A 22,867-nucleotide genomic window follows, 5' to 3' on the forward strand; every position below is an offset into this window, starting at 1 on the left:
GGCCTAGGCGACTGAGCGCTGTTCGCCGGGTCCGGGGACCAGCGTGCCTTCTTCGGCATACTGGTTGAGCTTGTTGCGCAGCGTGCGAATGGAAATGCCGAGTATGTTCGCGGCGTGGGTGCGGTTGCCGAGCGTGTGGTCGAGCGTGTCGAGGATGAGGTCGCGTTCGACATCGGCGACGGTCCGGCCGACTAGGCTTCTTGCTGCGTTGGCGGCAGATTGCGCTGCCTGCTCATGTAATTCAGGCGCCCTTGCAGCCTCGGTCAGGCCTGTGCCGTCGGGCAGCAGAATGTCCTCGGGCGTGATGGTGTCGCTCGATGCAAGCAGCACTGCGCGGTGCAGCGTGTTCTCGAGTTCGCGCACATTGCCCGGCCAGGGCGCGCGCTGCAGCGCAGTCTGCGCTTCCGGCGACAGGCTCTTTGCCGGCATGCCGTTGGCCTTGGCGTATTTCTCAACAAAGTGCTCTGAGAGCGCTGCAATGTCGCCCGGGCGCTCGCGCAGCGGCGGCAGCTTCAGGTTGACGACGTTGAGCCGGAACAGAAGGTCCTCGCGGAACTGGCCCTCGCGTACCGCAACGGACAGATCGCGGTTGGAGGTTGCCAGAATACGGATATCGACGGGCACAGGACGATTGCCGCCCACCCGGTCGATGACCCGCTCCTGAAGCGCGCGCAGCAGCTTGGCCTGGAGGCGCGCGTCCATTTCCGAGATTTCGTCGAGCAACAGCGTGCCGCCATTGGCCTCTTCGAACTTGCCGATACGGCGGCCGACAGCGCCGGTGAAGGCGCCCTTTTCGTGGCCGAACAGTTCGCTTTCCAGCAGCGCTTCGGGGATGGCGGCGCAATTGATGGAGATGAAGGGTTTCGGGGCGCGACGCGATTGTGCGTGCACGAACTTCGCCATTACCTCCTTGCCGGTGCCGCTTTCACCGGTGATGAGAACGCTCGCATCCGAGGCGGCGACCTGGCGCGCCATCTGGATGACGCGTGCCATTGACGGATCCCGCACGACGAAGTCGCTCGACTCGCGGGCGACAGCCGCGATCACTGCAGCGATCAGTTCGGCATCCGGGGGCAGGGGGATATATTCCTTGGCACCGGCGCGGATGGCGTTGACGGCGGCGGCGGCATTGGTTTCGGTGCCGCAGGCCACGACCGGAACCGCGATGCGCTCGGCCTCGAGGGCTGCGATCAGCCCGGCAATGTCGGCAAGCACGTCGACAAGCAGCAGGTCAGCCCCGCGACCGGCACGCAGGCTGGACATGGCGATCGATACGTCGCCGGCATGCGCCACTTTGGCACCGCCATCCATTGCAAGTTTTGTCGCTTGGCTCAGCTGGCCCTCGAGGGCCCCAACGATCAGCAGACGCATGGTCAGATTTCCTCAGTGCGGCTTGATGATTTCGGTCATGGTCACGCCCAGCCGGTTTTCGACCAGGACGATCTCGCCGCGTGCGACCAGACGGTCATTGACAAAGATTTCGACGGCCTCGCCGACCTGCCGGTCGAGTTCGATGACGGTGCCGACATCGAGGCGCAAGAGATCGGATACCGGCATGCGGGTACGCCCGAGAATGACCGAGATGCGCACCGGCACGTCAAAAACGGCTTCGAGATCGGCAGCGGTCTTTTCAACGTGCGCGCCGCTCTCGGGCTCAGCCATCTGAGCGGCCATTTCTTCGAGGTTCATGCTGTTGGGATTATCAGAGTCATTGCTCATGGCTCTTGCTCCTCGTTCTGGACAGCCTGGCTGGCCTGCAGATAGTTGCGGATCGAAGCGTCGATGGCTCCGGAAACTTGTGAGATGTCGCGCACGAGCCCGCCATCGACCCATTCAAGCCGGCCATCGCCAATGCGGATCTCGGGGTCGCCCATGACGATCAACCGGCCGGCAAAGCCGGCGGAACGAATATGCTGTTCGGCCTTCTCGCGCATGGCATCGGCGAGCTCCGGATTGCAGCGGATGACAAGGTGCGGTGCGCCGTCCAGCCCGGTCAGGCATTCCGCCAGCAAGGCCTCGAGTTCGGCCGTGGGGTTGCGGGCGATCAGGTGCAGAGCGAGCTTTCGCCCGACACTTGCCGCGAGTTCGACTGCGCTCGAAAGATGCGCCTTGATCGCGGTATCGAGCGCCTCGCTGGCGCGTGCAGCGTCGGTGGCGAGCGTGGCAGCCGCTGACGCCAGGGTTTGCTCGGCCATCGCCGCAGCGTTCTGCTCTCCGGCCTTCATACCTTCGGCATAAGCCTGCTGGCGGGCCTCGGCGATACGGCGCTCCACTTCGTCTTCCGGCACGCCGCGCGGCGCGGGGCGCGCTTCTGGTCGCCTGCGTCCCATATCGACATCGAAGGTGAATCGTGCGGGTTGTGTCATCGCCTAGGCCACCATCTGCTCGTCGCCGCCGGACTTGACGATGATGATCTCGCCGCGTGCTGCGAGATCCTTGGCATTGGCGACCATGCGCGACTGCGCCTCGTCGACATCCTTGAGACGCACGGGGCCCATGGCCTCCATGTCCTCGCGCAGCATTTTCGAGGCGCGCGCCGACATGTTGGAGAAGAAGAATTCCTTGATCTCGTCCGAGGCGCCCTTGAGGGCGAGCGCCAGTTCGCTCTTTTCCTGCGCCTGCAGCAGCGTCTGGATTGCCGAGGCATCGAGCTTCGTGAGGTCTTCAAAGGTGAACATCAGTGCCTTGATGCGCTCGGCATCGTCACGGCTTTGTTCTTCAAGGCCGGTCATGAACCGCGCCTCGGTCTGGCGATCGAAGGAGTTGAAGATTTCCGCCATCTGCTCGTGGCTGTCGCGGCGCTTGGTATGGCTCAGTGTCGACATGAATTCGGTGCGCAGCGTCGACTCGATCTTGTCGAGGATGTCTTTCTGCACGGCATCAAGACTAAGCATGCGGTGCACGACGTCCATCGCCAGCTCTTCCGGCATCTCGGCGAGAACACGGCTTGCGTGGTCGGTGGCGAGCTTTGAGAGCACTACGGCGATCGTCTGCGGGTACTCGTTCTTGAGATAGGCGGCGAGCACGTCCTCTTGAACGTTTGAGAGCTTCTCCCAAATGTTTCTGCCGGCGGGACCGCGGATCTCCTCCATGATGGCATCGACCCGCTCGGACGGGAGAAAACCCAGCAACAGGCGCTCGGTTGTGTCCGCGTTGCCGGCGATGCCGCCATTGGTCGACATGGTGGTGACGAAGTTCACCAGCAGGTCATCGAGCATGGCAGGCGTTATCGGGCCGAGCCGCACCATGGCGCGCGACAGCGCCTTGATCTCGAGTTCGTCCAGCTCCTCGAAGATCGGTTTGCCGTAGTCTGGACCGAGCGCCAGCATCAACACTGCGGCACGCTCATCGCCAGAGAGCGGGCGATGATCGGCATTGTCGCCGATGACCAGTTGAGCGGATCTGTTTTCCTCAGCCATTGATATCTCTACGCGGCGTCATTGAGCCAGTCGCGAACGATCATCGCGGCTTGCTTGGGGTTTTCTTCGATGAGGGCGCCAACTGTGCGAAGGGTTTTCACCTGGGCCTCACCCATGTTCTTGGCGTCGGTCAGCCGGCTGTCATGCTCGGCAAGGGGAACTGCATCGGATCCGCCGTGCGCGCCTGATGCACCGTCAGGACCTTCGAGAGTGCCGCCCTGTTCCGAGCCATCGGCAAGTGCCAATGGCTGCGGCTCGGGGGTCAGGACGCGCTTCAGAAGCGGACGCATGATGAACAGGATAAGAGCCAGCGCGATGAGAACCGTTACCGCCATTTCGGCAAACTGCATCAAGTCGTCCCGGGTGAAATCGAACAGGCCAGGCTCGTCCGTGCCGATCTGAAGATCGGGACGTTCGGCGAACTGCATGTTGACGACTTCCACCGTGTCGCCGCGCTGCTCGGAGTATCCGATGGCGGAACGAACGAGAGTCGCGATCTGCTGCAGTTCCTCGGCCGTACGAGGCTGATAGACGGAGCTGCCATTACCATCATCGGCATAGATGCCATCGACGACTACGGCAACGGAGATGCGGTTGATGCCACCGGCCTCGTTCACCACCGTCTCCGTGGTGCTCGAGATCTCGTAGTTCGTGGTTTCCTCGGTCGTCGAGCCTTGCTCGACCATCATCCCGTTGACCGGCGTGTCGGTGGTCGCGCCGGGCAGTTCGTTGGCAACGGAAACCTGCTCGCTACCGCCATCGGTCGACGAGCTTTCCTGTTCGCGAAGCTGCGTCGAACGGACAACCTGAGACTCAGGGTCATAGGTTTCGGAAGTCGTCGTCGAGCGGCTGTGGTCGATATCGGCATTGACCTCGACCCGCGCGCGGCCTGGGCCGACAACATTTGCCAGCAGGTCTTCAAGGCGCGTCCTAACGCGGTTCTCGTAGGCCATAGCCAGTTCCGAGGCTTCGCCGGCGATCAGCGCGTTCTCGTCGCCGTTGCCCGAGGCGAGCAGGCGGCCGGTCGAATCGACGAGCGAAACACGGGTGGTCGCAAGACCATCGATTGCCGATGCCACGAGCTGCTGGATGGCGCGTACTTCGCCGCTCGACAGCTCCCCGCGCGTGGTGACGACGATCGAGGCCGATGGCTCGCGGCGTTCGCGCTGGAACAGTTCACGCTCGGGCAAGACGAGATGAACGCGTGCCGCCTGGACCCGGGCCAGCGAGGAGATGGTGCGCGACAGTTCGCCTTCAAGCGCCCGGACATTGTTGATGTTCTGAACGAAGCTGGTGGCGCCGAGTGTCGACTGCTGGTCGAAGATCTCGTAGCCGACCTGGCCGCGGGACGGCAGGCCTTCGCCGGCCAGTTGCATGCGCAGCGTCGTTATCTGGTCGCGCGGAACGAGAATGGTCTCGCCGCCGGCCTGCAGTTCGTAGGGAATGCCTGAGGTCTGCAGTTCTGCAATGATTGCCGAGGAGTCTTCGAGCGACAGGCCGGAATAGACGGGCGCCATGACCGGCGCCTGCGAGCGCATGATCAGGAATGCGAAGAACCCGAGCATCAGCACCGCCACGGTCGCCATGGCGGCGACGCGGGCGATGCCCAGACGGTTCAGGAACTGTAACAGATTGTCCACGCGCTACCCGGTCTTGCAAAAGCAGCGACTGCGGCCCCCGCAATCGATGGGCAAAAATTACCTAGCGCTTGGTAAACATTGTCTTAAGCCGGCGTTAAGGGCTGCAAATTTTGCCGCAATTCTGTCGAATTGGGGTAACGCGAGGGTCACTTGAGGGTAACACGACGTTAACGCGTGCCTGAAAATACAAAGCCCGCCAGAGTGGCGGGCTTGTCGTATCGGGTGATCGGGGTGCCGATCAGCCTTCGCGGTAATGCTGGATCCAGGTTGTTCTCAACCCAGCAAGACCATGTTTATCGATTGCAGCCTGCCAGTTCAGGAACTCGTCCACGCTCAGCGCATAACGCTCGCATGCTTCTTCAAGGCTGAGCAGACCACCGCGCACGGCGGCAACCACTTCTGCCTTTCGACGAATGACCCAACGCCGCGTATTCTTGGGCGGGAGATCTGCGATCGTGAGCGGACTTCCGTCCGGCCCGATTACGTACTTTACGCGAGGACGCATTTGTACGGTCATTTTACTCTCTACCAAACCTGACCATATGTTCGAAGACTAAGTGTCTCCGCTTAAAATTTGCCTAAGGGGAAACTTACAGGTGGTTAAGAATGGCGTGCAAATTCAATCATATGCGTTCGTTTTGAGACTCGCGACGATTCCGGGATGACTTGAGGTCATCGCGAAGGCGCAAGTTCTCAGAGCAGCAAGAGGCGGTAAGAGCCCGTGTCTTCGTCGAGATTGGGGCCAGCCTAGGCGGGATCAGCCGCGTCGGGATCGGCCGAGGGCGCTGGGGGCGGGGCCTTGGTTTCGGGGATCCGTACATTGGTAACGTCGGACAGCTTGACCTGCGCATTGCCAATGGTCAGCACCGGCTCACCGCCGGAGAAGTCGACCGCCGAAACAATGCCGTTCGACGCCGTCGTCACCGGCACGCTGCGCCCGGACAGGTCCTTGGCCTCGATCGTGATGGTATAGGTGCCTGCGGGCTTCGGGTTTCCGTCAGAGCCGACACCATCCCAGACAAACTGACCTTCGCCCGCGGCCAACTGGCCACGTTCGCTGTAAACGACGCTGCCATTGCCGTCCTTGATGGTCACGACTGCATCGTGTGCGTCAGCCTCGGCGCTGTAACCCCATACTGCCTGTCCCTCGGCGAGATCGGCGCGGTCACCCGCGGTGGTCACTTCCTTGCCAATATAAGAAACGGCATCAGTGTTCACCGAGGCCTCGTTGGCCATCATCAACGCTTCGAGGAATTCGTTGGTCTTCAGTTGCTGTTCGACCGAGGTGAACTGCACCAATTGCTGAGTGAACTGGTTGGTATCCATCGGATCGAGCGGGTTCTGATTTTTCAACTGCGTCGTCAGGATCTGCAGGAAGGTGTCGAAATTGTCGGCGATGGTGCGCCGATTCTGATCGAGACTGGAGCCCGAAGACGTTCCGGTGATGCCATCTACTGCCATCTCAGGCTCCCTGTCAGGCTACAATGTTGACGCTGCCGGCATTGAGGCTGCCACGGTAGAGCGTCGTTACAGTATTGAGCGGCGTTCCTTCATCAAGCTCGGACAGCTCGTTGAGAGCAAACGGTGCGTTCTCGCCGTCCTTGTTCTGTTCGCCCTGTCCGGAGAACGGGTTGTCCTTCAGCGAGAATTCGAGGCTCGTCTTGGCGCCATCGAGCCCCGCCTGTGCCAGCGCACGTTCGAGCGCACGCTGGTCGCGCATCATCATGTCGAGCGTTTCCGACTTTTCGACAGTGAGGCGCGCATGAACCTGCCCATGCTTGTCAAAATCGAGTTTCACTTCAATGCGGCCGAGTTCCGGTGGATCAAGCCGGATCTGAAACTGGCTGTTGCCCTGCTGCACGTGCCGGCTGATTTCGAAGGCGACCTGGGGCAGGTTGATCTGCTGCTGCGAGGGGAGATGGCCAGCCGCAACGGGCTTGGCTCCCGGTAGCGCTTCGACACGGGTACCCGTTTGTGCCGCAAGTTGGCTGAGAAGGTCATCGGATGCGTTGTCGCCCTTCGCGCCGGCTTGCTGGCCCAGGGCTGCCATTGCGTTGTCGCGTGTGCCGTTCTTGAAGTCCGTGCCCGCCTCGTCCCGCCTGGTGGTGCGGCCAAGGTCCGACAACTTCAACTCGCCTTCGCCATCGGAGGTGTCGTCTGCTTCGGCTTCAGCTGATAGTTCAGGTGTTGTCTCGGCCTGCTTTTGTGCGCCGTTCTGCTTTCCAAGAAGGGCTTCGAGAGCAGATGCGAGCTTTGGTGGAACCGGCGTTTCGGCACCATCGAGGAGGGCCATGAGCTTGGCTTGCGCGCCTTCATCGGCCTCAATCGTGCGCAACAGATCGGCGAGCTTGGTGCCGACTGCCTCAAGTTCAGGTGTTCCTGACAGGAGCGTACGCGCCAGATCCGCCAAGGAGCCGAGCGCCTTATCGAGAGCCGATGCGTCCTGCTGCAATTGTAGCCCGCCGAGCTTAGCCAATAGCTCCGTGTCCGGCGCCTCAGGCGTTAGCTCAAGGCGAAGAGCGCCGGCGAGCTCATCGAGCATGCCGGCCAGTTCGCTCAGCTGGTCTTCGGTCGAGTTGGCATCAAGCGTCATCAGCGCTTCGATAATTCCGGCCAGCGTTTCCGCCAGTTCCGAGGCATCCCCGAGCGCCGCATCTGCCAAGGCGTCGATTTCGTCGCGCGAGAGCGTTCTCGTCTCGCCGTCGACCTCGACGGTAATGCGATTGTCGCGATCAAGAGACACCTTTGCCGTGTTATCGCCCACCACATCGCGGACCGCGCTTTCGACGGCCTTGCGGCGATCCGGGCTTATCGCTCTCGCCGGTTCGCGCGATTCCGCCTTGAGATGGCTGGCAAAGCTGTCGCGCCGATCAGCCGGCACCGGTTGGGCCGGCTCGGGGCGTGAGCGATCAGCGGGCTTGGATGACAGAGCGGTAAGCAGATCTGGCGGCACGGGCTGGTCGGTCCTTCAAGACAAGTCAGTGCCAATGCTTATGCAAACAGCTTGCCAGTTCATGAAATACCGCACTGTCAGCAGGTTGCGGCATGTGTCTGGTGATCAGAAGACGCTTAGGCGGCAAGAACTATCGCGCGGCGGGCAAATGCTGCCGGGTTCGACGCTTGCGCGGGAAGCCGTGAATGGATAGTGACTGGAAATCCATGCCGCTGGCCCTTGACCCCAACCGGATGACTGACATGTTGAACTCTCTTGATCTGCCCAAAGCCCCGGGTGAGACGCGCGTTGTTGTCGCGATGTCGGGGGGCGTCGATTCCTCCGTGGTCGCCGGACTTCTGTCGCGCCAAGGCTATGACGTGGTGGGCATTACGCTCCAGCTCTACGATCATGGCGAGGCGACGCACCGCAAAGGGGCGTGCTGCGCTGGCCAGGATATCCACGATGCGCGGCGCGTCGCCGCGAGCCTTGGTATTCCGCACTATGTGCTGGACTACGAGCAGCGCTTTCGCGATTCCGTCATCGAGCCGTTCGCCAATGCCTACCAGCAGGGCGAAACGCCGGTTCCATGCATTGCCTGCAACCAGTCGGTGAAGTTCGTCGACCTGCTGCAGGTTGCAGAAGACCTTGGCGCCGACGTTCTGGCGACCGGGCACTACGTTCAGTCGCGGCTGGAAGATGGCCATCGCAAGCTGTTCCGGCCGGTCGATTCCGAGCGAGACCAGACATATTTCCTGTTTGCGACGACCCAACAGCAGCTCGATTTCCTGCGCTTTCCGCTCGGCGGAATGAGCAAGGCGGAGGTGCGCGAGCACGCCCGCCAGATGGGGCTCGAGATTGCGGAAAAGCATGACAGCCAGGACATCTGCTTCGTGCCGCAGGGCAAGTACGCGGATGTCATCGCCAAGATGTACCCGGAAGCGCTGCAGGAAGGCGAGATCGTCGACCTCGATGGGCGGGTTCTCGGCACGCACAAGGGGATCGTTCACTACACGATCGGCCAACGCAAGGGCCTCGGCATTTCTTCACCCGAGGCGCTCTACGTCGTCAAGCTCGATCACAGGACCGGACGGGTGATCGTCGGGCCACGCGATGCGCTGAAGACCCATACTGTACGCCTGCGTGACGTGAACTGGCTGGGTGAGCGCCCGCTTGCAGAAGCGGCAGCCGGCAACGGCGCGCCGCTCGAGGTCAAGGTGCGCTCGACCAGAGGCCCGCAATCGGGCGTGGTGCAAATGCGTGAAGGCGAGGTCTACGTTACGCTGGTCGCCGGTGAATATGGAGTTTCGCCGGGGCAGGCCTGCGTTTTTTATGCCGATGACGACCAGACCGCGCGCGTTCTCGGCGGCGGATTTATCGCCGAAGCGGTTCCGGCGATGGCGGCCTAGTCCGGCGCAGTTTCGGGCAATGTCTCGCCGGCGGCTGCACGTTCGTCTGCGCGCTGCCAGGCGCTGAGATTGGTGATGATCGACGCGCCTATGAAGATCAGCGCAATGACGCCAAGCACGACAATCAGAATGCGTCCGCGTCGGTTCTGGTGAGGAGTGTCGCTCATGCAGCGACCTTTGCGCCGCGTGCGACATGCGGTCAAGCCTGCCGCCGCAGCCGAGAAAAATTTCTTTTGCTCGGCGCCAAGGATAATTCCGCGAGCAGCGTCCTAGCTCATGAGGACAGCTTTTGCGCATGGCGGAGCCGTGCTTGAAGATGGGACCCTAACCGGAACAGAGCCGTGGCAGTGGCCGAAACCCGAATGCGCCATTCAGCCGAAATGGAGAGCGCCGCCGCAGCGGAAGCGCTTGTTGCGCGGGCGCGTCGTGGCGATGCGGCCGCCTTCGAGCAGCTCGTGACCGAGCATTACGACATGATCTACCGAACGGCCTATAAATGGTGCGGGAACCGCAGTGACGCCGAGGATGTGGCGCAGGACGTTTCGATAAAGCTCGCCAGCGCCATCGCACTTTTCGATGGCCGGTCAAAATTTGCAAGCTGGCTCTATCGCGTCACGCTCAACAGCGTTCGCGACCTGCAGCGTGCCCGCAAGCGCGATGGACGCAAGATCGAGGCGTTTTCCGATGTGGCTGCTGGTTTTGCCCTTGCAGACCAGGAAGAAAGCACGACGACCGCGCAGCTCTGGCAGGCGGTGCGTGCGCTGCCGGACAAGCAAAGAGATGCCGTTCTGCTGGTCTATGCGGAAGAACTCAGCCACGCCGATGCGGCGCAGATCATGGGATGCCGCGAAGCTACCGTATCCTGGCACGTGCACGCAGCGAGGAAAGCCCTGAGGGGGCTGCTATGACGCAACACAGACACGACGACGATTTTAAAGATCTCGCCTCTATCGAGGTGCCGCCACCGCGCGCGGATGCACGCCGCCAGGCGATCGACGCGGCACGCACCGCATTCGCTGCAGAAGCAGAAAAAAATAGTGACACCGCCACCCAAGGATCGTGGCTGACCAGCCGTCTCAAATCCATCGCAGGCTTTTTCGAAAGATTTGAGACCATGGATATGCGCATACCCCTTGGGACGGCAGCCATAGCATTGCTGGTGTTTCCAGTGAGCTATTACCTGATCGACAGCGGCACGCTCGATCTGCGGGGCCTGGTCCCCGATGACGGTGAAGCCGTTGAAGACGTTGCCGCGCCGGAGCCGGTGCCGGCAACGCCGGCCGAGCCGCAGGAGGAAGTCGCCAGTGCTCCGGCGGCAGATGCCGAAGCGCCGCCCGCGCTTGTCGAGCGGGCTGAAGAGCGCCAGGAGCCGATCCAGTTGCCGGCGCAGGCCCAGCCCTCCGGTGCGCAGCAGCAGCAAAGGATGCAGCAATCGTTCGCCCAGAGCTACGATTCGGCAGCCCAAAGCATGCCGCCTTCACCCGCGCCCATGGCGGCCCCACAGGGGATGGCGCCGCAGCCGAGTGGCGATCAGTTTGCCGAGTTCGAGGAATCGGGCGTGCATGCGGTGGTCGACGATCCGGTGTCGACGTTCTCGGTCGATGTCGATACGGCGAGTTATGCCTATGTGCGCCGGATGGTGGAGCAGGGGATGGTACCGCCACCCGACGCGGTGCGGATCGAGGAGATGATCAACTATTTCTCCTATGACTATCCGACGCCCGACGATCCGGCAGTGCCGTTTTCGACAAGCGTGAGCGTATTCCCGACACCCTGGAACGAGAGCTCGCAGCTGATGCAGATCGGTATTCGCGGCTATGTTCCGCCAGCAGACGATCTGGCGTCAGCGAATCTGGTGTTCCTGATCGACAGCTCGGGCTCGATGCAGGATCCAGACAAGCTGCCATTGCTGAAACGCGCATTCCGGCTGCTGATCGGCCAGCTTTCCGAAGCCGACACGATTTCGATCGTCACCTATGCCGGGGCGGCGGGTGTGGTGTTGCCGCCAACGCCGGCCAGCGAGCAAGCACGGATATTGTCGGCGCTCGATGGGCTTGAGCCGGGAGGGTCGACCGCCGGCGCCGATGGCATCGCGCTGGCCTACCAGCTGGCTGAAGAGGCGTATATCGACGATGGCATCAACCGGGTGATCCTTGCGACCGATGGCGATTTCAATGTCGGGCTGAGCGATCCGGATGCCCTCGAGGACTTTATTGCCGGCAAGCGCGATAGTGGCGTGTTCCTGTCGGTCCTGGGGTTTGGCAGCGGCAATCTCGGCGACGATACGATGCAGAGCCTGGCGCAGAACGGCAACGGCACGGCGAGCTACATTTCCGACTTCCGCGAAGCGCGCAAGGTGCTTGTGGCAGAGCTTGGCGGCACGCTTGAGACCATCGCCAAGGACGTGAAGATCCAGGTGGAATTCAACCCGGCGACAGTCTCTGAATATCGGCTGATCGGCTACGAAACGCGCGCGCTCGCACGCGAGGATTTTAACAATGACCGGGTGGATGCTGGCGATATCGGGGCCGGGCATACGGTGACGGCGCTCTATGAAATCGTGCCGGTCGGCTCTGACGGGGGGCTGATCGATCCGCTGCGCTATGCCGATGAGCCGGCTCCGGCTGCAACCAGCGACGAACTGGGGTTGGTGCGGCTACGCTACAAGCTGCCGGATGCGGATGATAGTCGGCTGATAGAAGTGCCGGTCGGCCCCGATAGCGTCATCAATGATCTCGCCGTGGCGCCCGATGATGCACGGTTTGCTGCAGCAGTTGCGGCGTTCGGGCAGAAGCTCAAGGGTTCGGACTATGCCGGCGATATGAGCTGGACGCAGGTTGCTGACCTCGCGCGGTCGGCTCGGGGTGAAGACGCGGCCGGGTATCGCAGCGAGTTCGTGCAACTGGTGGAGACCGCCGCGGTGCTCGACGCTGCGAACTAGCGTGAAGACGGGAGGGCGCGGTGGGTAACCGCGCCCTCTTTCCATGTGACTATTGAAGCGGCTTGAGGTTGGCCTCGATCGATGCGCGCTTGGGCTCGAGGAAGGGCGGAAGCGCCAGGCTTTCCCCGAGGGTTTCGAGCGGCTCGTCGGTGGCAAAACCTGGGCCGTCTGTCGCGATCTCAAACAAGATGCCGTTGGGCTCGCGGAAATACAGCGAGGTGAAGTAGTAGCGCTCCACTTCGCCGCTCGAGCGTAAGCCGACCTCGCTGACCCGGCGCACCCACTGGCGCAGCGTGTCCTCGTTTTCGGTGCGGAACGCGACGTGGTGCACGCCGCCGGCACCCGGGCGCACGAATGGCAGACCGAGTTCCACCGCGACGTGGACTTCAGCGCCGGCGCCGCCTTCGCCCATCTCGAACACATGAACCTCGGCTCCGGTGTCGCTGGTGTGCGTGCGCACCTTGCGCATGCCCATCACCTTGGTGAGGACAAGTTCCGTCGGCTCCAGCTTCGGCACGCTCAGCGTGATCGGACCGAGCCCGATGATCTGGCGCTCAGCCGGCACCGGGCTGCGATCCCACGCAACAGGCTTGTGTCCAGGGTCTGCCACCATCCGGAAGCGCTGACCTTCGAAATCCTGGAAGGTGAGGCTGGTGTGGCCATTATGCTCGCCGATTTCGCCGGTCGACACGCCCCGATCATCGAGGTGCTGCTTCCACCATGAAAGTGTTTCTTCGCTGTCGACGCGAAGACCCGTCTGCGAGATGGAGTGCGTGCCGTGGGCCTCGCGTCCGACCGGGAAATCGAAGAAGGTCAGGTCAGCCCCAGGCGAGGCCACAGCATCCCCATAAAACAGGTGATAGGCCGTGGTATCATCCTGGTTGACCGTTTTCTTGATCAGCCGCATGCCAAGCGTTTGCGTATAGAACTGCAGGTTAGCCGGTGCGTCGGCGGTCACCGCTGTGAGGTGGTGAATTCCCTTGAGTTCGAGCGTCATCGTAAGCCTCCTGTGGCGCGTGCGCGCCGATCGGTATCTGGCACTAACTTAAGCGCTTGAAGGCCCGCTGCGGAGGGCCGAGAGCGCAACACCTTGTTGCCGAAAATTGAACGAACGCCACCATCTGTTCCCTCCTAAGCACCGTTCACAAACGGTTAGGTATGTCTTTTTTCAATGTTCAGGCCCGTCGCCTTGCCTTAAAAGCAGAACAAAGGATGAACAAATGGCCCAGCTGACGCTCAAACGCAAACTCGCCATCTTGTCGGACGCGGCAAAATACGATGCCTCGTGTGCTTCAAGCGGCACCGAGAAACGGTCCAGCCTCAAGTCCGGCGGGATCGGTTCGACCGAAGGCAGCGGCATTTGCCACGCCTATGCCCCCGACGGCCGCTGCATCTCCCTTTTGAAGATCCTGCTGACCAATTTCTGCGTCTATGACTGCATTTATTGCGTCAACCGATCGTCCTCGAATGTCGAGCGGGCGCGATTCTCGGTCGAGGAGGTGGTGTCGCTGACCCTCGATTTTTACAAGCGCAATTATATCGAGGGGCTGTTCCTGTCCTCCGGCATTATTCGCTCACCGCACTACACCATGGAAGAACTGGTGCGGGTGGCGCGCACGCTGCGGAAGGAGCACGGCTTTGCCGGCTACATCCACCTCAAAGTCATCCCGAATGCGGACGCCGAATTGCTTGCAGAGGCAGGGCGGTGGGCCGACAGGCTGTCAACGAATATCGAGTTGCCGACGGATGCCGGGCTGGCGCAATTGGCGCCGGAGAAGAAATCCGACGAGATCCGCGGGGCGATGGCGCGCATCCACCTGGCGCAGCGCGCCGCACAGCCAGAGCCGAAGAGCCGCGCGAAGCCCGACAATTTTACCCCTGCCGGGCAATCGACGCAGATGATCGTCGGCGCGGATGGCACCAATGATGGCGCGATCCTGAGGCGGGCAGGGGGACTTTACGCCGGATATGGCCTTAAACGCGTCTACTATTCTGCGTTCTCACCGATCCCTGATGCCAGTAGCCGCCTGCCGCTGAAGCCGCCCCCGCTGGTGCGTGAGCATCGACTGTATCAGGCGGACTGGCTGCTGCGGTTCTACGGTTTCGAAGTCGATGAAATCATGGCTGGAGGCGAGGACGGGCATCTCGATCTGACAATCGACCCGAAACTGGCCTGGGCGCTGAAGAACCGGCAGGATTTTCCCGTCGACGTCAACCGGGCCAGCAAGGAAAGCCTGCTGCGTGTGCCGGGGCTGGGCACAAAAGTGGTGGAGCGTATTCTTGGCACACGGCGGCATCACCGCCTGCGGCTTGAAGATATCGGCCGGCTGGTGCGCTCGCTGAAGTCGGTCCGCCCTTTCATCATTGCCGATGACTGGTCTCCGGGCGGCCTGCTCGACACCCAGCACCTCAAGGCAAGGCTCACCCCGGCGCCGCAGCAACTGAGTCTTTTGTGATGGCGACTGTAATCCTCGATGCGCTCAATGACGTAGCCGAGTGGCGCCAGAAGGCACGGCAACTATTGCTCGCCGGGATCGCCCCTGTCGAGGTGCGCTGGCGCGATCCACACTCTGAATCCGGCCTGTTCGAAGAGCGTCAGGAGCATTTGCTGCCGGTGCGCCAGCCTGTCCGTTCGGTGCCGGCGGCTTTTCTGGAACTGGCGGAGCAGGTGGTGTGCCATACGGCCGAGCATCGCTTCGATTTGCTTTACCGGTTCTTGTGGCGGCTGGTCGATGATCGGGGGCTGATGGAGGCGGCGTCCGATCCTGACCTTGCCGAGATGCGGCAGATGGCGTCTGCAGTGCGCCGGGACAGCCACAAGATGAAGGCGTTCGTGCGGTTCAGGACCGTGTCCGGTGCCTCCGCGCGTGAGCAGTTCATGGCATGGTTCGAACCTTCGCACTATGTGCTCGAGCGCACAGCACCATTCTTCATGCGCCGATTTGCCAGCATGGATTGGGCCATTGTAACGCCTTACCGCTCGGCGCGGTGGGACGGGCAGAAGCTGCAGTTCGGCCCGGGGGGCAAGAAGTCCGATGTGCCGAGCGAAGACGCGATGGAGGAGGCGTGGAAGACATACTACGCCTCGATCTTTAATCCGGCGCGGCTCAAGGTCGCGATGATGAAATCCGAGATGCCCGTGAAGTATTGGCGCAACCTGCCCGAAGCGGAGCTCATTGTGCCTCTCGTCAGAAATGCACGCGCTGCGGAGAACCAGATGGTCGGACGTGCCGCAACCCAGCCACCGTCACGCCATGCACGACAACTGGCGCGGCAGGTTAACGAAGCCGAGGCTCCCTCGGAGGCCGACATTGCAAGCCCTGAGGACGCGCGTGCAGCGATTTCAGGCTGCCGGCGCTGTGGGCTTTATGAGCATGCGACGCAGGCTGTGTTCGGGGAGGGGCCGCAAGACGCCGATATCGTTTTTGTGGGTGAACAACCGGGCGACCAGGAGGATCTGCAGGGCAGACCGTTTGTCGGGCCGGCGGGCCAACTGTTCGATGAGGCGCTCGTGAAGGTGGGGATCAATCGCGAGCGGGTTTACGTCACCAATGCCGTCAAGCACTTCAAGTTCACGCCGCGCGGCAAGCGCCGCATCCACCAAAAGCCCGATGGTGGCGAGGTGTCGGCCTGCCGGTTTTGGCTCGATCTCGAGCGCAGCTTTCTCAAGCCCCGCATCACGGTGGCGCTCGGCGCGACGGCTGCGCATAGCCTGTTTGGCAAGACGGTGACGATTTCGAAGAGCCGGGGACAGCCGATTACCGACGACAAGGGTGATGTGCTGTTCGTCACCAACCATCCTTCCTACCTGCTGCGCATACCCGATAAGGCTGCGGCCGCCGTCGAGCGCGAAAAATTCGAGGCTGATCTCGCCGCCATCCGTGACTATGTTTCCAGGGCAAGCTGAAACCCGCCGCTATCGGCGCGGACCAGCTTGACAGGCCAGCGGCTCAACCCTAAACACAGCGCGCTGACAGCGACAGCGCTGTCGTGGCGGAGTAGCTCAGTTGGTTAGAGCAGCGGAATCATAATCCGCGTGTCGGGGGTTCAAGTCCCTCCTCCGCTACCAAAAAAGCCCCGGAAATACGGGGCTTTGGTTTTTCTGGGGTGCCGTCCCCATGTCGCTGGGACGGGATTGGGACGGGGGCGGCAAAATCAACGATGTCCTGGACCGTCCGCATTCTGATCGCACTGGGCATCGTCGGCATCGTGATGAGCATCCTCCTGTCGCTTGAGAGTGTTCTACGTTTGTTCTAGTTTCAATCCATGAAAGGATTGGAATCAGAATGCATCGCTCGAAGCCGCAGCTCATCGTCGACTATCCTTTTGTGGTCTGCCGCATCAAGTGCCGTATGTGCGTTCGGCGTGGGCAGTATCGGCTCGCGCGCCTGGCGCAGAAGTACGGTGCCGACACGTCTCTGGCTCACATGCTGCACCTTCTGACCATCGACTGTCCGTGGAACACCGATCGCCGGAAGCCGCAAAAGTATGCCAAAGGCTGCGGCGCATTTCTTCCAGATATCGAGGGTCCACCACGACCACCCGACCTGCCGCCAGCCTTGGGTGGATTAGTGCCAATCGAGGGCGGGAAAAAGGCTGCAGGCGGCAAAGGATAGGAAGGTTGTCGCTTGCGCAACAAGCGGCTAATCTTGGCTTGGGTATAGTCCGCGAGGTCGCCTGACTTGCGGCCGGCTCAAGGATCGCTTCGGCGGTCCTTTTTGCTATCTGCCGTATCCCGGGTCGTCATCTTCGCCGCGCAGGCGATCGATTCGTTTTTGCACGTCGATAGTCAGGCGAGTGAGGGCGTCCTCAAGTTCATCGGCCGCACTCGGTCCTGGATGCCGTACGACCTCTGTGATCTCCGGAGATCCGAGCAATGCCCGCAGAGGCTCAAGCTTTTCGCGGTCCACCACATAAATGCCGTCCCGCTCGACGACCTCAAGTTCGATGAGATTGTCGGCCGGCGGGAAATCGCCATGGCTCCAGATGTTCAGCCGGCCCAATCCGTCGATGGCAAAGGTCCATTTCATCGGCCGTATCCCGATGCAGCGTCCTTGGAAGGATTGATATCGGGAATCTCTACGCCACGAAAATCAAGGTCAGGCAGCGCGGACATATGGGTGAAGATCTCATCGATGGTCAGCGGCATATAGCCAACGCTGTCGATGCCGATATCCAGGCTGCGGCGCGAGCTTGGCAAGTTATTGTGCGTGTGCCCATGGATGTGCACGGCACCAGTATGCCAGCCGTCCCATTCCCTGAGCGGGTGGTGCGCGGCGATGACCTTTTGACCGGTTGCGGCATCTTTGAAATGCACCGGACCACGGTGAATGCCTTCCCAGCCGAGCGTTTCGACCTCCGGCGTGTCGTGATTGCCGATGAGGAGATGCTTGCGACCGTTCAAGCGCTTAAAAATGCGCTGCATATCTTCGACCGGCAGCTTCCAAAAGAAGGCATCGCCGAGATGGTAGACGGTGTCGCTCTTGCCGATGAACGAATTCCACATCTCGACGATGTGCTCATCGTGCTCGCGCATGCTGTCGAAAGCCCGAAGCCGCGGCAATGGATTGCCGTCGTCATCCTTGCGATCCAGCGAGATCATGAGGGGGTGTCCGAAATGCGTGTCAGCGATAAAGCGGTCAGCCCGATTGATTGAAATGCTCTTGCGGCGTGCCATGATTTAAATCCTTGTTCTCTAACGATTATGCGGCGGGCTTAAGCAAGGAACCAGCATCTAGTACCTGAGAGATGCCTTGCTTGATGACTTCGACGACTTCAGCGAAGTCAGGGACCTCGACCGCCCATCTCGACTCATCGCGAATCCGTCGCCACCGTTCTTCATTGGCCGTGATGAAATCGGATCCGTAGGTCTCGATGTCGTCGACCCCACCGGGCAGCTCGTCACCAAAGAGTTCAAAAGTGTGCTCGAATGCGTGCCGTAGCCGGTCTTGGTCAATCCGGCAGCGGGTCAGGTAGACGTACAAGTCATAGAAGTCTCTAAATCGGGTGCTTGTAGCTGCATGCCGGACCGATGCGTGGACCTTGTCGGCGATCGAGTACCCGCTGCGCGCCGGGCTTGGACGAATACGGGATGTCATGAAGGCGCAGGTGCCTGCACACTGTCGAGGGATGCACACCCAGGTCACGAGCGATGTCGGACGGCCGATCGCCAGCCTCGATCCTCTCGCGCAGGTACGCTCTGGAAATGCGGGCAGGAGCAGTCATCAGCGCGCGCCCTTCTGGAAAAGGCGGGCGAAGAAGGCACGGATGCGACCACCCTTGGAAAGCTGCAGACGAGCATGGGCGCGTTCTTCGACCTGTTCGTCGGACATGCGGACGGCATCATACTTGGCACCGAGTTCGAGCAGCCGGACCAGCGGTTCGACAGCGGGAATGGGCTCCTGTGTGCACCGCAGGTGGATGTCCGCAAATGCGACGACGGAGCGATCTTCGACTTCAGGTCCCAAGTCGAAAACGCCACGAAGGGCCTCGATGGCCAATGTAGTGACCGATTCCTCCCGGCGGTCATTGTCGACGACAAGGCGCAGGGGCGACTGGATGGGCTTGTGCGGGAGGGCGTCCATTAGCAGGAACCCCCAATTTCCCGCCAATGGCGCCGGATCAATTTTGCCGCGGCACTGGCTTCGACGAAGAAATGTTCGTTGAAGCCAGCGCCGAGATTGAAATGGATGAAGTCGGTATCGTCAGTCACACTGACTGACGCAGGCTGGTCAGCCGTCCCCGGTTCCAGCTTGACCGGCTTGAGCGACATTTCTTCTCCGATGTCAGGCAATTCATCTGACATCTCTGCGTCGAAGACCGCGCTAAGGACGCGACCTGCGTGCCCAAGCTTCTCGGTCGACGGCCCCATCAGGGCCAGGATCGTTTCACCATTTCGGTCATGGATGCGGAGAGTGTAAGCGCGCTGTTCCGTAGCAGAGACGATCCGTGCTTCACGCTGCAGCTTGACCGCTTCCCGCTTAGCGCGCAGGTCGGCATAGGTGCCCTCTAGGCTCTCATCTCTCTTGAGCAGACTGATAATGTTCAGAAGCTGCCCGACGGCGTAGTCCACACCTGCGGCTGACTGATCGCGCTTGACATCCTTGTCATGCTCGTCGAGCTCCATCGTTGCGACCTTCACGACCAAGTCGTCGCTCAGGCGCGTCGGGAAATCCGACAGCCCGCGAATGGCGCGAACGGCAGCCCCCCGAATGAGTTCGGTGGTGGTCAAGCCCTCGGAATTTGGGGCGCAAAAATCTGTGGCGCGATCGTGCGCGCTGGTACGTGTTGACATCAAAAACTGGCCTCTCGAATCAATCGCTCGGCGGCGATAGGTCTGTGCGTCAACCAAAAAGGAATCGGTTATGCACATGAATTGTCGAGCGTGCCGATTTGGATTGCAAATAAAAAAACGACAGCAGTTACGAGAGTTTAGCTGAGGTTTTGGCGACAGGCCCCGAATTCATTGGCCTGTCGTGAGGAAATTTTTATTGCGCGGGTGACCGAGATATTGGTTAACACGTAGTGATCCGGGCCCTACTGACCCCGGAAGCGGACGGAATCGGCTGCAACGATTCGTTTCTTGCTTTGTTCTGCGCCACTCTGGCGGTCGCGGCGAAACCGCCGCGCTAACTTTTCCGGAGAACAGGGATGAAAAATTTTGTAGCCGTGATAGCGCGCATAATCGCCGCGATGCCAAAGTTCGTCTGGCAGAGGGTCCAAGTATGCGGCGAATGGGTATCACGCCTTGTCGCTGTGCCTGCGGCACCTGCAGAGACGGTAGCCGATACCGAGGTCGCCAAGGCAGCGTCAGACCGTCAGGCTGACGATATGCCAGCAATCAAGCGGGTCGCCGGCGTTTTGGCGCAAGGTGAGCTGCCAACATCCGAGCAGCTGAAAGGGTTGACGCCCAAGGACCTAAGCTGGCTGAAAGCTCAGGATCGCCGTGCACTGTGCATCATCATGTCAGCCGATGCACAGCAACTCCGCGCGCACATGCGCGGTAGGGCGGCGATCAAGGGTGTGGTACCGTATGATAGCGCGGCGATCCGCGAGGTAACCGCCGCGCGACAAGCGGCGGTACAAAATGTTCGCCGGGCGAAACCGCGCCGCACTTTACGCGAGGCGCTGGAAGAACAGGGCCTGCATCCCTAAAAACGAATCGGTCGCGCAAAAAAATAAGCCCGCCTGGAGTGATCCGAGCGGGCTTTTTGCTGTGCAGTCGATTCGTTTTAGTCGATCGGGGTGTCGAGGATTTCTTCCATTCGCTCCAACCGCAGTTCAGCAGCCATGCGCATCGCACGTTCGTCAGCAAGTTCGGCACGGGCCTTCTTCAGCGCACTCATCAGGAGATTGATTTCGGCATTCTTGCCATCGATCAGGACCTGTGCGTTCTCGGTGACGCGATCCAGGTTGCGACGAAATCCGAATGCGAGGCCGACTTCCGTGTCTGTGAACATGCGATTTCTCCTAACGTTGAATGCACGATAGCAGGTGCAAATTGATATTCGACGGATCCGTTTGCTCGAATTTTATAGATCGGGATTGTCGAACTTCGTGCGCTGGTATTCTTCGTGATCTCGGACACTCTGGGCGAGCTCACGGATCGACATTTGACGCTGCACCCGAGCAAATTTCAGGTCAACGTAATGCCATGCTTTGCCCTTGCCGCCTCCAGGCGGGGTGACAGGTGTAGCATCGACGACATGTTCGTCGAGCGCATTCCAGAGGTCTTTGACGGCTGGCTCGATCATGATCGAGTAGATCCTGCTCAGGGCCGTCCACATGTACTCATCACCATCCCGATCCTTCTTCCGGACCGTCGCCCTGGAAAGGTATTGCCCAAACATTTCGGCGGCATCCTCGGGCTTAAGGCGAAGGCGAAATTCATCCTTTCCATCTGACCGCTCGACCGCAAGCCGAAGCCATAGAAGCAGCCCAGGGAGGGTGGACAGCTTTTTCATCTCCTCGAAATCGACACCGATTCGTTTGCCTGCCCAAATCGGGTTCGAGATCGCTTCGACCATCTGGGGTGACAGTCGGCCGGAGATGATGCCAGCCAGTCGCTTTTGGACCCCAGCCGTATAGTCCAGATCGCTGAAGACCGGAGCGGCCTCATCGCCGTAATCAAAGGTCGCAGTTCGAACCCGCTCGAGGTGGCGTCTGGCGTTGTCCATCCTGATGCCGGTGAGCCGCTCCATCCGAGGCTTGTCGATTGAGAACCCGCCGTTGGGGCCAGCGATCGACAGCAGCACAAGCGCAATGCGAAACGTCGGAGCCGTGAGGCCCAACGGAAATTGGCCAAAAGCCAATGAAACCGGTAGTTTTGCTGATGTTGCTGACATGCTCATACCACACAAAATGCGTTAATCTATAATGTAGGATAAGCCGCCACAAAAGGCAATAGCCGCGAAAGTTGCTAAAACCTTGGGTTACTATCAGATAACAATAATACAAGTTAACTAACTATAACGCGCGCGCGATGAGCGCGTCGCGCCTGGCTGGCGCTCCGCTGGCAATGCCATTTAACTGTCGTGCAGGAGGGTTTAGGAGGCAGGCTGGGCCGTTCATGTTTGTACCGCATCCTCCCTGACGGGAGGTAGCTCCGCTTCGCGTCGCCGCCCTGTCAGTTGTCGTCCAGATGATTTAGTCGACAGCGCCCTTTCGTCTGCGCGAAGCGCCACACGCACCAACAGAACTGCGGCTTCCTATCGGGACGTGTCCATGGACTTGTCCCTTGCATCGATTGGCATGATCATCGGTAGCAGTGCCACAGGAGGCCTATATGCCGAAGACCATCGCTGAACACCGTCGATACGATCGAGAGCGAAAACGCGCTGAGCGCCATGCCATGCGCGCTGCTGGCATCCCGCCGGTGTCAACATTGAACGGCGCGTTGGTGGAAGCGATGGCATATGCTCTAGCGAAGTCCGATGACCCATCGCAGCGGGAGGGGGCACCCACTCTGCAGCTTGGCGATGTAGTCACCGCGGCGGCGGCCATCTTAGTCGACCGCTATGGCTTCGATCGCCGGCATGTGCGCGACCGGCTGAAGCAAGTCCTGCGGCCTCGCCCGGAGCACAGATGGCCGTCCTACGTGCCGTCGTTGGCCACCAGGGAGTGTGCTGCCAGGCATATGGATTGAGCTGGCGATCTGCCGGACACGTCCACTACTCGACATGCAGACACCCGCGTTACTCCATCAGGACACATCCAAGGCGGGTAACGCTTTTATAGAACCGGCAGGCACGCTTGTGTCTTGCGCCCGGTGGTAGTATATTTGGCGGGTCCGCGATCATCAGTCGCAACAATTTGGGGCAGCGCTTTTCCAGGGCCTGCCCCACTCTATTTCCCTAGATCATCGTGTTGACGGTTCGCCGTGTTTGGACTGAGCATCATGCTCTGAGTGACCTGACGCGCATCCCAGCTGCCGCAGCCAGATAGGCTGTGGCAACGACAGTAATGGGGTAAGCGGGAAGCCCACCCCGTCTGGTGATGGCCGCTGTTGGGCGATATCGACATCCCAG

Annotated in this window: 25 protein-coding genes and 1 tRNA gene; 9 read left to right on the forward strand and 17 right to left on the reverse strand. The window is 60.8% G+C overall.

All coding sequences use genetic code 11. The features are described from left to right. Positions 1 to 3: 3 nt before the first annotated feature. The 8 genes from flbD to IE127_RS12730 all read right to left on the reverse strand — a co-directional run bounded on the left by flbD (position 4) and on the right by IE127_RS12730 (position 8,012). Positions 4 to 1,371 carry a sigma-54-dependent transcriptional regulator FlbD gene (gene flbD / locus IE127_RS12695; protein WP_189426019.1) on the reverse strand — a complete coding sequence of 456 codons (1,368 nt, stop codon included), beginning with the start codon at positions 1,369 to 1,371 and terminating at the stop codon, positions 4 to 6. A 12-nt stretch (positions 1,372 to 1,383) separates the two neighbouring features. Then, positions 1,384 to 1,674, reverse strand: coding sequence for a flagellar motor switch protein FliN (gene fliN / locus IE127_RS12700; RefSeq protein WP_244640170.1), 291 nt, complete (start codon positions 1,672 to 1,674; stop codon positions 1,384 to 1,386). A gap of 41 nt (positions 1,675 to 1,715) precedes the next feature. Continuing rightward, entirely contained in the window at positions 1,716 to 2,366 is a 651-nt protein-coding gene (locus IE127_RS12705; RefSeq protein ID WP_189426021.1) for a FliH/SctL family protein, read from the reverse strand. A gap of 3 nt (positions 2,367 to 2,369) precedes the next feature. Next, the gene (gene fliG / locus IE127_RS12710) at positions 2,370 to 3,419 is read right to left on the reverse strand and encodes a flagellar motor switch protein FliG (protein ID WP_189426022.1); all 1,050 of its coding nucleotides are present in this window, start codon (positions 3,417 to 3,419) and stop codon (positions 2,370 to 2,372) included. 8 nt (positions 3,420 to 3,427) lie between these two features. Continuing rightward, on the reverse strand, positions 3,428 to 5,059 hold the full coding sequence (gene fliF / locus IE127_RS12715; protein WP_189426023.1) for a flagellar basal-body MS-ring/collar protein FliF: 1,632 nt from the start codon (positions 5,057 to 5,059) through the stop codon (positions 3,428 to 3,430). A gap of 238 nt (positions 5,060 to 5,297) precedes the next feature. Beyond that, a complete protein-coding gene (gene sciP, locus IE127_RS12720; RefSeq protein ID WP_189426024.1) occupies positions 5,298 to 5,576 on the reverse strand; it encodes a CtrA inhibitor SciP in 279 nt (92 codons plus the stop codon). Between the two features lie 230 nt (positions 5,577 to 5,806). Beyond that, positions 5,807 to 6,520 carry a flagellar hook assembly protein FlgD gene (locus tag IE127_RS12725; RefSeq protein WP_189426025.1) on the reverse strand — a complete coding sequence of 238 codons (714 nt, stop codon included), beginning with the start codon at positions 6,518 to 6,520 and terminating at the stop codon, positions 5,807 to 5,809. Between the two features lie 13 nt (positions 6,521 to 6,533). Next, positions 6,534 to 8,012, reverse strand: a complete 1,479-nt coding sequence (locus IE127_RS12730; RefSeq protein WP_189426026.1) for a flagellar hook-length control protein FliK — start codon at positions 8,010 to 8,012, stop codon at positions 6,534 to 6,536. A gap of 242 nt (positions 8,013 to 8,254) precedes the next feature. On the opposite strand from IE127_RS12730, the gene mnmA reads away from it, so the two are divergent. Beyond that, the gene (mnmA, locus tag IE127_RS12735; RefSeq protein ID WP_189426125.1) at positions 8,255 to 9,400 is read left to right on the forward strand and encodes a tRNA 2-thiouridine(34) synthase MnmA; all 1,146 of its coding nucleotides are present in this window, start codon (positions 8,255 to 8,257) and stop codon (positions 9,398 to 9,400) included. Here the strand turns inward: mnmA and IE127_RS12740 are convergent. Beyond that, complete coding sequence (locus IE127_RS12740; RefSeq protein ID WP_189426027.1) at positions 9,397 to 9,567, reverse strand: hypothetical protein; 171 nt, start codon at positions 9,565 to 9,567, stop codon at positions 9,397 to 9,399. The two genes, mnmA and IE127_RS12740, sit on opposite strands and share 4 nt — an antisense overlap. Positions 9,568 to 9,762: 195 nt before the next feature. On the opposite strand from IE127_RS12740, the gene IE127_RS12745 reads away from it, so the two are divergent. Both IE127_RS12745 and IE127_RS12750 read left to right on the forward strand, forming a co-directional pair. Next, positions 9,763 to 10,308 carry an RNA polymerase sigma factor gene (locus IE127_RS12745; protein WP_244640152.1) on the forward strand — a complete coding sequence of 182 codons (546 nt, stop codon included), beginning with the start codon at positions 9,763 to 9,765 and terminating at the stop codon, positions 10,306 to 10,308. Then, positions 10,305 to 12,341 carry a vWA domain-containing protein gene (locus IE127_RS12750; protein ID WP_189426028.1) on the forward strand — a complete coding sequence of 679 codons (2,037 nt, stop codon included), beginning with the start codon at positions 10,305 to 10,307 and terminating at the stop codon, positions 12,339 to 12,341. Before IE127_RS12745 ends, IE127_RS12750 begins: the two co-directional genes overlap by 4 nt. A gap of 49 nt (positions 12,342 to 12,390) precedes the next feature. Here IE127_RS12750 and IE127_RS12755 read toward each other — a convergent pair whose 3' ends face one another. Further along, entirely contained in the window at positions 12,391 to 13,338 is a 948-nt protein-coding gene (locus IE127_RS12755) for a ring-cleaving dioxygenase (RefSeq protein ID WP_189426029.1), read from the reverse strand. A gap of 223 nt (positions 13,339 to 13,561) precedes the next feature. On the opposite strand from IE127_RS12755, the gene IE127_RS12760 reads away from it, so the two are divergent. The 4 genes from IE127_RS12760 to IE127_RS12775 all read left to right on the forward strand — a co-directional run bounded on the left by IE127_RS12760 (position 13,562) and on the right by IE127_RS12775 (position 16,957). Continuing rightward, positions 13,562 to 14,797 carry a putative DNA modification/repair radical SAM protein gene (locus tag IE127_RS12760; protein WP_189426030.1) on the forward strand — a complete coding sequence of 412 codons (1,236 nt, stop codon included), beginning with the start codon at positions 13,562 to 13,564 and terminating at the stop codon, positions 14,795 to 14,797. Further along, positions 14,797 to 16,248: a UdgX family uracil-DNA binding protein gene (locus IE127_RS12765; protein ID WP_189426031.1), complete on the forward strand. Its 1,452-nt coding sequence runs from the start codon at positions 14,797 to 14,799 to the stop codon at positions 16,246 to 16,248. Before IE127_RS12760 ends, IE127_RS12765 begins: the two co-directional genes overlap by 1 nt. Before the next feature lie 85 nt (positions 16,249 to 16,333). Continuing rightward, positions 16,334 to 16,410, forward strand: a tRNA-Met gene (locus tag IE127_RS12770). Between the two features lie 217 nt (positions 16,411 to 16,627). After that, entirely contained in the window at positions 16,628 to 16,957 is a 330-nt protein-coding gene (locus IE127_RS12775) for a hypothetical protein (RefSeq protein ID WP_189426032.1), read from the forward strand. Between the two features lie 105 nt (positions 16,958 to 17,062). On the opposite strand, the gene IE127_RS12780 is transcribed toward IE127_RS12775, so the two are convergent. The 5 genes from IE127_RS12780 to IE127_RS12800 form a co-directional block, all read right to left on the reverse strand. After that, positions 17,063 to 17,371 (reverse strand): hypothetical protein, encoded by a 309-nt coding sequence (locus IE127_RS12780; protein ID WP_189426033.1) that lies wholly within the window; start codon positions 17,369 to 17,371, stop codon positions 17,063 to 17,065. Further along, positions 17,368 to 17,877: a metallophosphoesterase gene (locus IE127_RS12785; protein ID WP_244640153.1), complete on the reverse strand. Its 510-nt coding sequence runs from the start codon at positions 17,875 to 17,877 to the stop codon at positions 17,368 to 17,370. The genes IE127_RS12780 and IE127_RS12785 overlap by 4 nt, the downstream gene beginning before the upstream one ends. 166 nt (positions 17,878 to 18,043) lie before the next feature. Then, entirely contained in the window at positions 18,044 to 18,439 is a 396-nt protein-coding gene (locus IE127_RS12790) for a nucleotidyl transferase AbiEii/AbiGii toxin family protein (protein ID WP_189426035.1), read from the reverse strand. 126 nt (positions 18,440 to 18,565) lie between these two features. Beyond that, positions 18,566 to 18,925, reverse strand: coding sequence for a hypothetical protein (locus IE127_RS12795; RefSeq protein ID WP_189426036.1), 360 nt, complete (start codon positions 18,923 to 18,925; stop codon positions 18,566 to 18,568). Beyond that, positions 18,925 to 19,572 (reverse strand): hypothetical protein, encoded by a 648-nt coding sequence (locus IE127_RS12800; protein WP_189426037.1) that lies wholly within the window; start codon positions 19,570 to 19,572, stop codon positions 18,925 to 18,927. Before IE127_RS12800 ends, IE127_RS12795 begins: the two co-directional genes overlap by 1 nt. Positions 19,573 to 19,991: 419 nt before the next feature. Between IE127_RS12800 and IE127_RS12805 the strand changes: the two genes are divergently transcribed. Further along, positions 19,992 to 20,495 carry a hypothetical protein gene (locus tag IE127_RS12805; protein ID WP_189426038.1) on the forward strand — a complete coding sequence of 168 codons (504 nt, stop codon included), beginning with the start codon at positions 19,992 to 19,994 and terminating at the stop codon, positions 20,493 to 20,495. A gap of 77 nt (positions 20,496 to 20,572) precedes the next feature. Here the strand turns inward: IE127_RS12805 and IE127_RS12810 are convergent, their stop codons facing one another. Continuing rightward, entirely contained in the window at positions 20,573 to 20,800 is a 228-nt protein-coding gene (locus tag IE127_RS12810) for a hypothetical protein (protein ID WP_189426039.1), read from the reverse strand. A gap of 72 nt (positions 20,801 to 20,872) precedes the next feature. Next, complete coding sequence (locus tag IE127_RS12815) at positions 20,873 to 21,541, reverse strand: hypothetical protein (RefSeq protein ID WP_189426040.1); 669 nt, start codon at positions 21,539 to 21,541, stop codon at positions 20,873 to 20,875. A gap of 584 nt (positions 21,542 to 22,125) precedes the next feature. On the opposite strand from IE127_RS12815, the gene IE127_RS12820 reads away from it, so the two are divergent. Further along, positions 22,126 to 22,485 carry a hypothetical protein gene (locus tag IE127_RS12820; RefSeq protein WP_189426041.1) on the forward strand — a complete coding sequence of 120 codons (360 nt, stop codon included), beginning with the start codon at positions 22,126 to 22,128 and terminating at the stop codon, positions 22,483 to 22,485. The last annotated feature ends 382 nt before the right edge of the window (positions 22,486 to 22,867 follow it).

Origin of the sequence: Devosia pacifica (genome assembly GCF_014652635.1) — a bacterium.
In the GTDB taxonomy this organism is placed as follows: Bacteria; Pseudomonadota; Alphaproteobacteria; order Rhizobiales; family Devosiaceae; genus Devosia; species Devosia pacifica.

What these genes read in the sequence shown, in the direction of transcription:
- flbD (WP_189426019.1), bottom strand. Translation starts at nt 1,371, where the DNA reads ATGCGTCTGCTGATCGTTGGGGCCCTCGAGGGCCAGCTGAGCCAAGCG.
- fliN (WP_244640170.1), bottom strand. Translation starts at nt 1,674, where the DNA reads ATGGCCGCTCAGATGGCTGAGCCCGAGAGCGGCGCGCACGTTGAAAAG.
- IE127_RS12705 (WP_189426021.1), bottom strand. Translation starts at nt 2,366, where the DNA reads ATGACACAACCCGCACGATTCACCTTCGATGTCGATATGGGACGCAGG.
- fliG (WP_189426022.1), bottom strand. Translation starts at nt 3,419, where the DNA reads ATGGCTGAGGAAAACAGATCCGCTCAACTGGTCATCGGCGACAATGCC.
- sciP (WP_189426024.1), bottom strand. Translation starts at nt 5,576, where the DNA reads ATGACCGTACAAATGCGTCCTCGCGTAAAGTACGTAATCGGGCCGGAC.
- IE127_RS12725 (WP_189426025.1), bottom strand. Translation starts at nt 6,520, where the DNA reads ATGGCAGTAGATGGCATCACCGGAACGTCTTCGGGCTCCAGTCTCGAT.
- mnmA (WP_189426125.1), top strand. Translation starts at nt 8,255, where the DNA reads ATGTTGAACTCTCTTGATCTGCCCAAAGCCCCGGGTGAGACGCGCGTT.
- IE127_RS12740 (WP_189426027.1), bottom strand. Translation starts at nt 9,567, where the DNA reads ATGAGCGACACTCCTCACCAGAACCGACGCGGACGCATTCTGATTGTC.
- IE127_RS12745 (WP_244640152.1), top strand. Translation starts at nt 9,763, where the DNA reads ATGCGCCATTCAGCCGAAATGGAGAGCGCCGCCGCAGCGGAAGCGCTT.
- IE127_RS12750 (WP_189426028.1), top strand. Translation starts at nt 10,305, where the DNA reads ATGACGCAACACAGACACGACGACGATTTTAAAGATCTCGCCTCTATC.
- IE127_RS12755 (WP_189426029.1), bottom strand. Translation starts at nt 13,338, where the DNA reads ATGACGCTCGAACTCAAGGGAATTCACCACCTCACAGCGGTGACCGCC.
- IE127_RS12760 (WP_189426030.1), top strand. Translation starts at nt 13,562, where the DNA reads ATGGCCCAGCTGACGCTCAAACGCAAACTCGCCATCTTGTCGGACGCG.
- IE127_RS12765 (WP_189426031.1), top strand. Translation starts at nt 14,797, where the DNA reads ATGGCGACTGTAATCCTCGATGCGCTCAATGACGTAGCCGAGTGGCGC.
- IE127_RS12775 (WP_189426032.1), top strand. Translation starts at nt 16,628, where the DNA reads ATGCATCGCTCGAAGCCGCAGCTCATCGTCGACTATCCTTTTGTGGTC.
- IE127_RS12780 (WP_189426033.1), bottom strand. Translation starts at nt 17,371, where the DNA reads ATGAAATGGACCTTTGCCATCGACGGATTGGGCCGGCTGAACATCTGG.
- IE127_RS12785 (WP_244640153.1), bottom strand. Translation starts at nt 17,877, where the DNA reads ATGCGCGAGCACGATGAGCACATCGTCGAGATGTGGAATTCGTTCATC.
- IE127_RS12790 (WP_189426035.1), bottom strand. Translation starts at nt 18,439, where the DNA reads ATGACATCCCGTATTCGTCCAAGCCCGGCGCGCAGCGGGTACTCGATC.
- IE127_RS12795 (WP_189426036.1), bottom strand. Translation starts at nt 18,925, where the DNA reads ATGGACGCCCTCCCGCACAAGCCCATCCAGTCGCCCCTGCGCCTTGTC.
- IE127_RS12805 (WP_189426038.1), top strand. Translation starts at nt 19,992, where the DNA reads ATGAAAAATTTTGTAGCCGTGATAGCGCGCATAATCGCCGCGATGCCA.
- IE127_RS12810 (WP_189426039.1), bottom strand. Translation starts at nt 20,800, where the DNA reads ATGTTCACAGACACGGAAGTCGGCCTCGCATTCGGATTTCGTCGCAAC.
- IE127_RS12815 (WP_189426040.1), bottom strand. Translation starts at nt 21,541, where the DNA reads ATGGAGCGGCTCACCGGCATCAGGATGGACAACGCCAGACGCCACCTC.
- IE127_RS12820 (WP_189426041.1), top strand. Translation starts at nt 22,126, where the DNA reads ATGCCGAAGACCATCGCTGAACACCGTCGATACGATCGAGAGCGAAAA.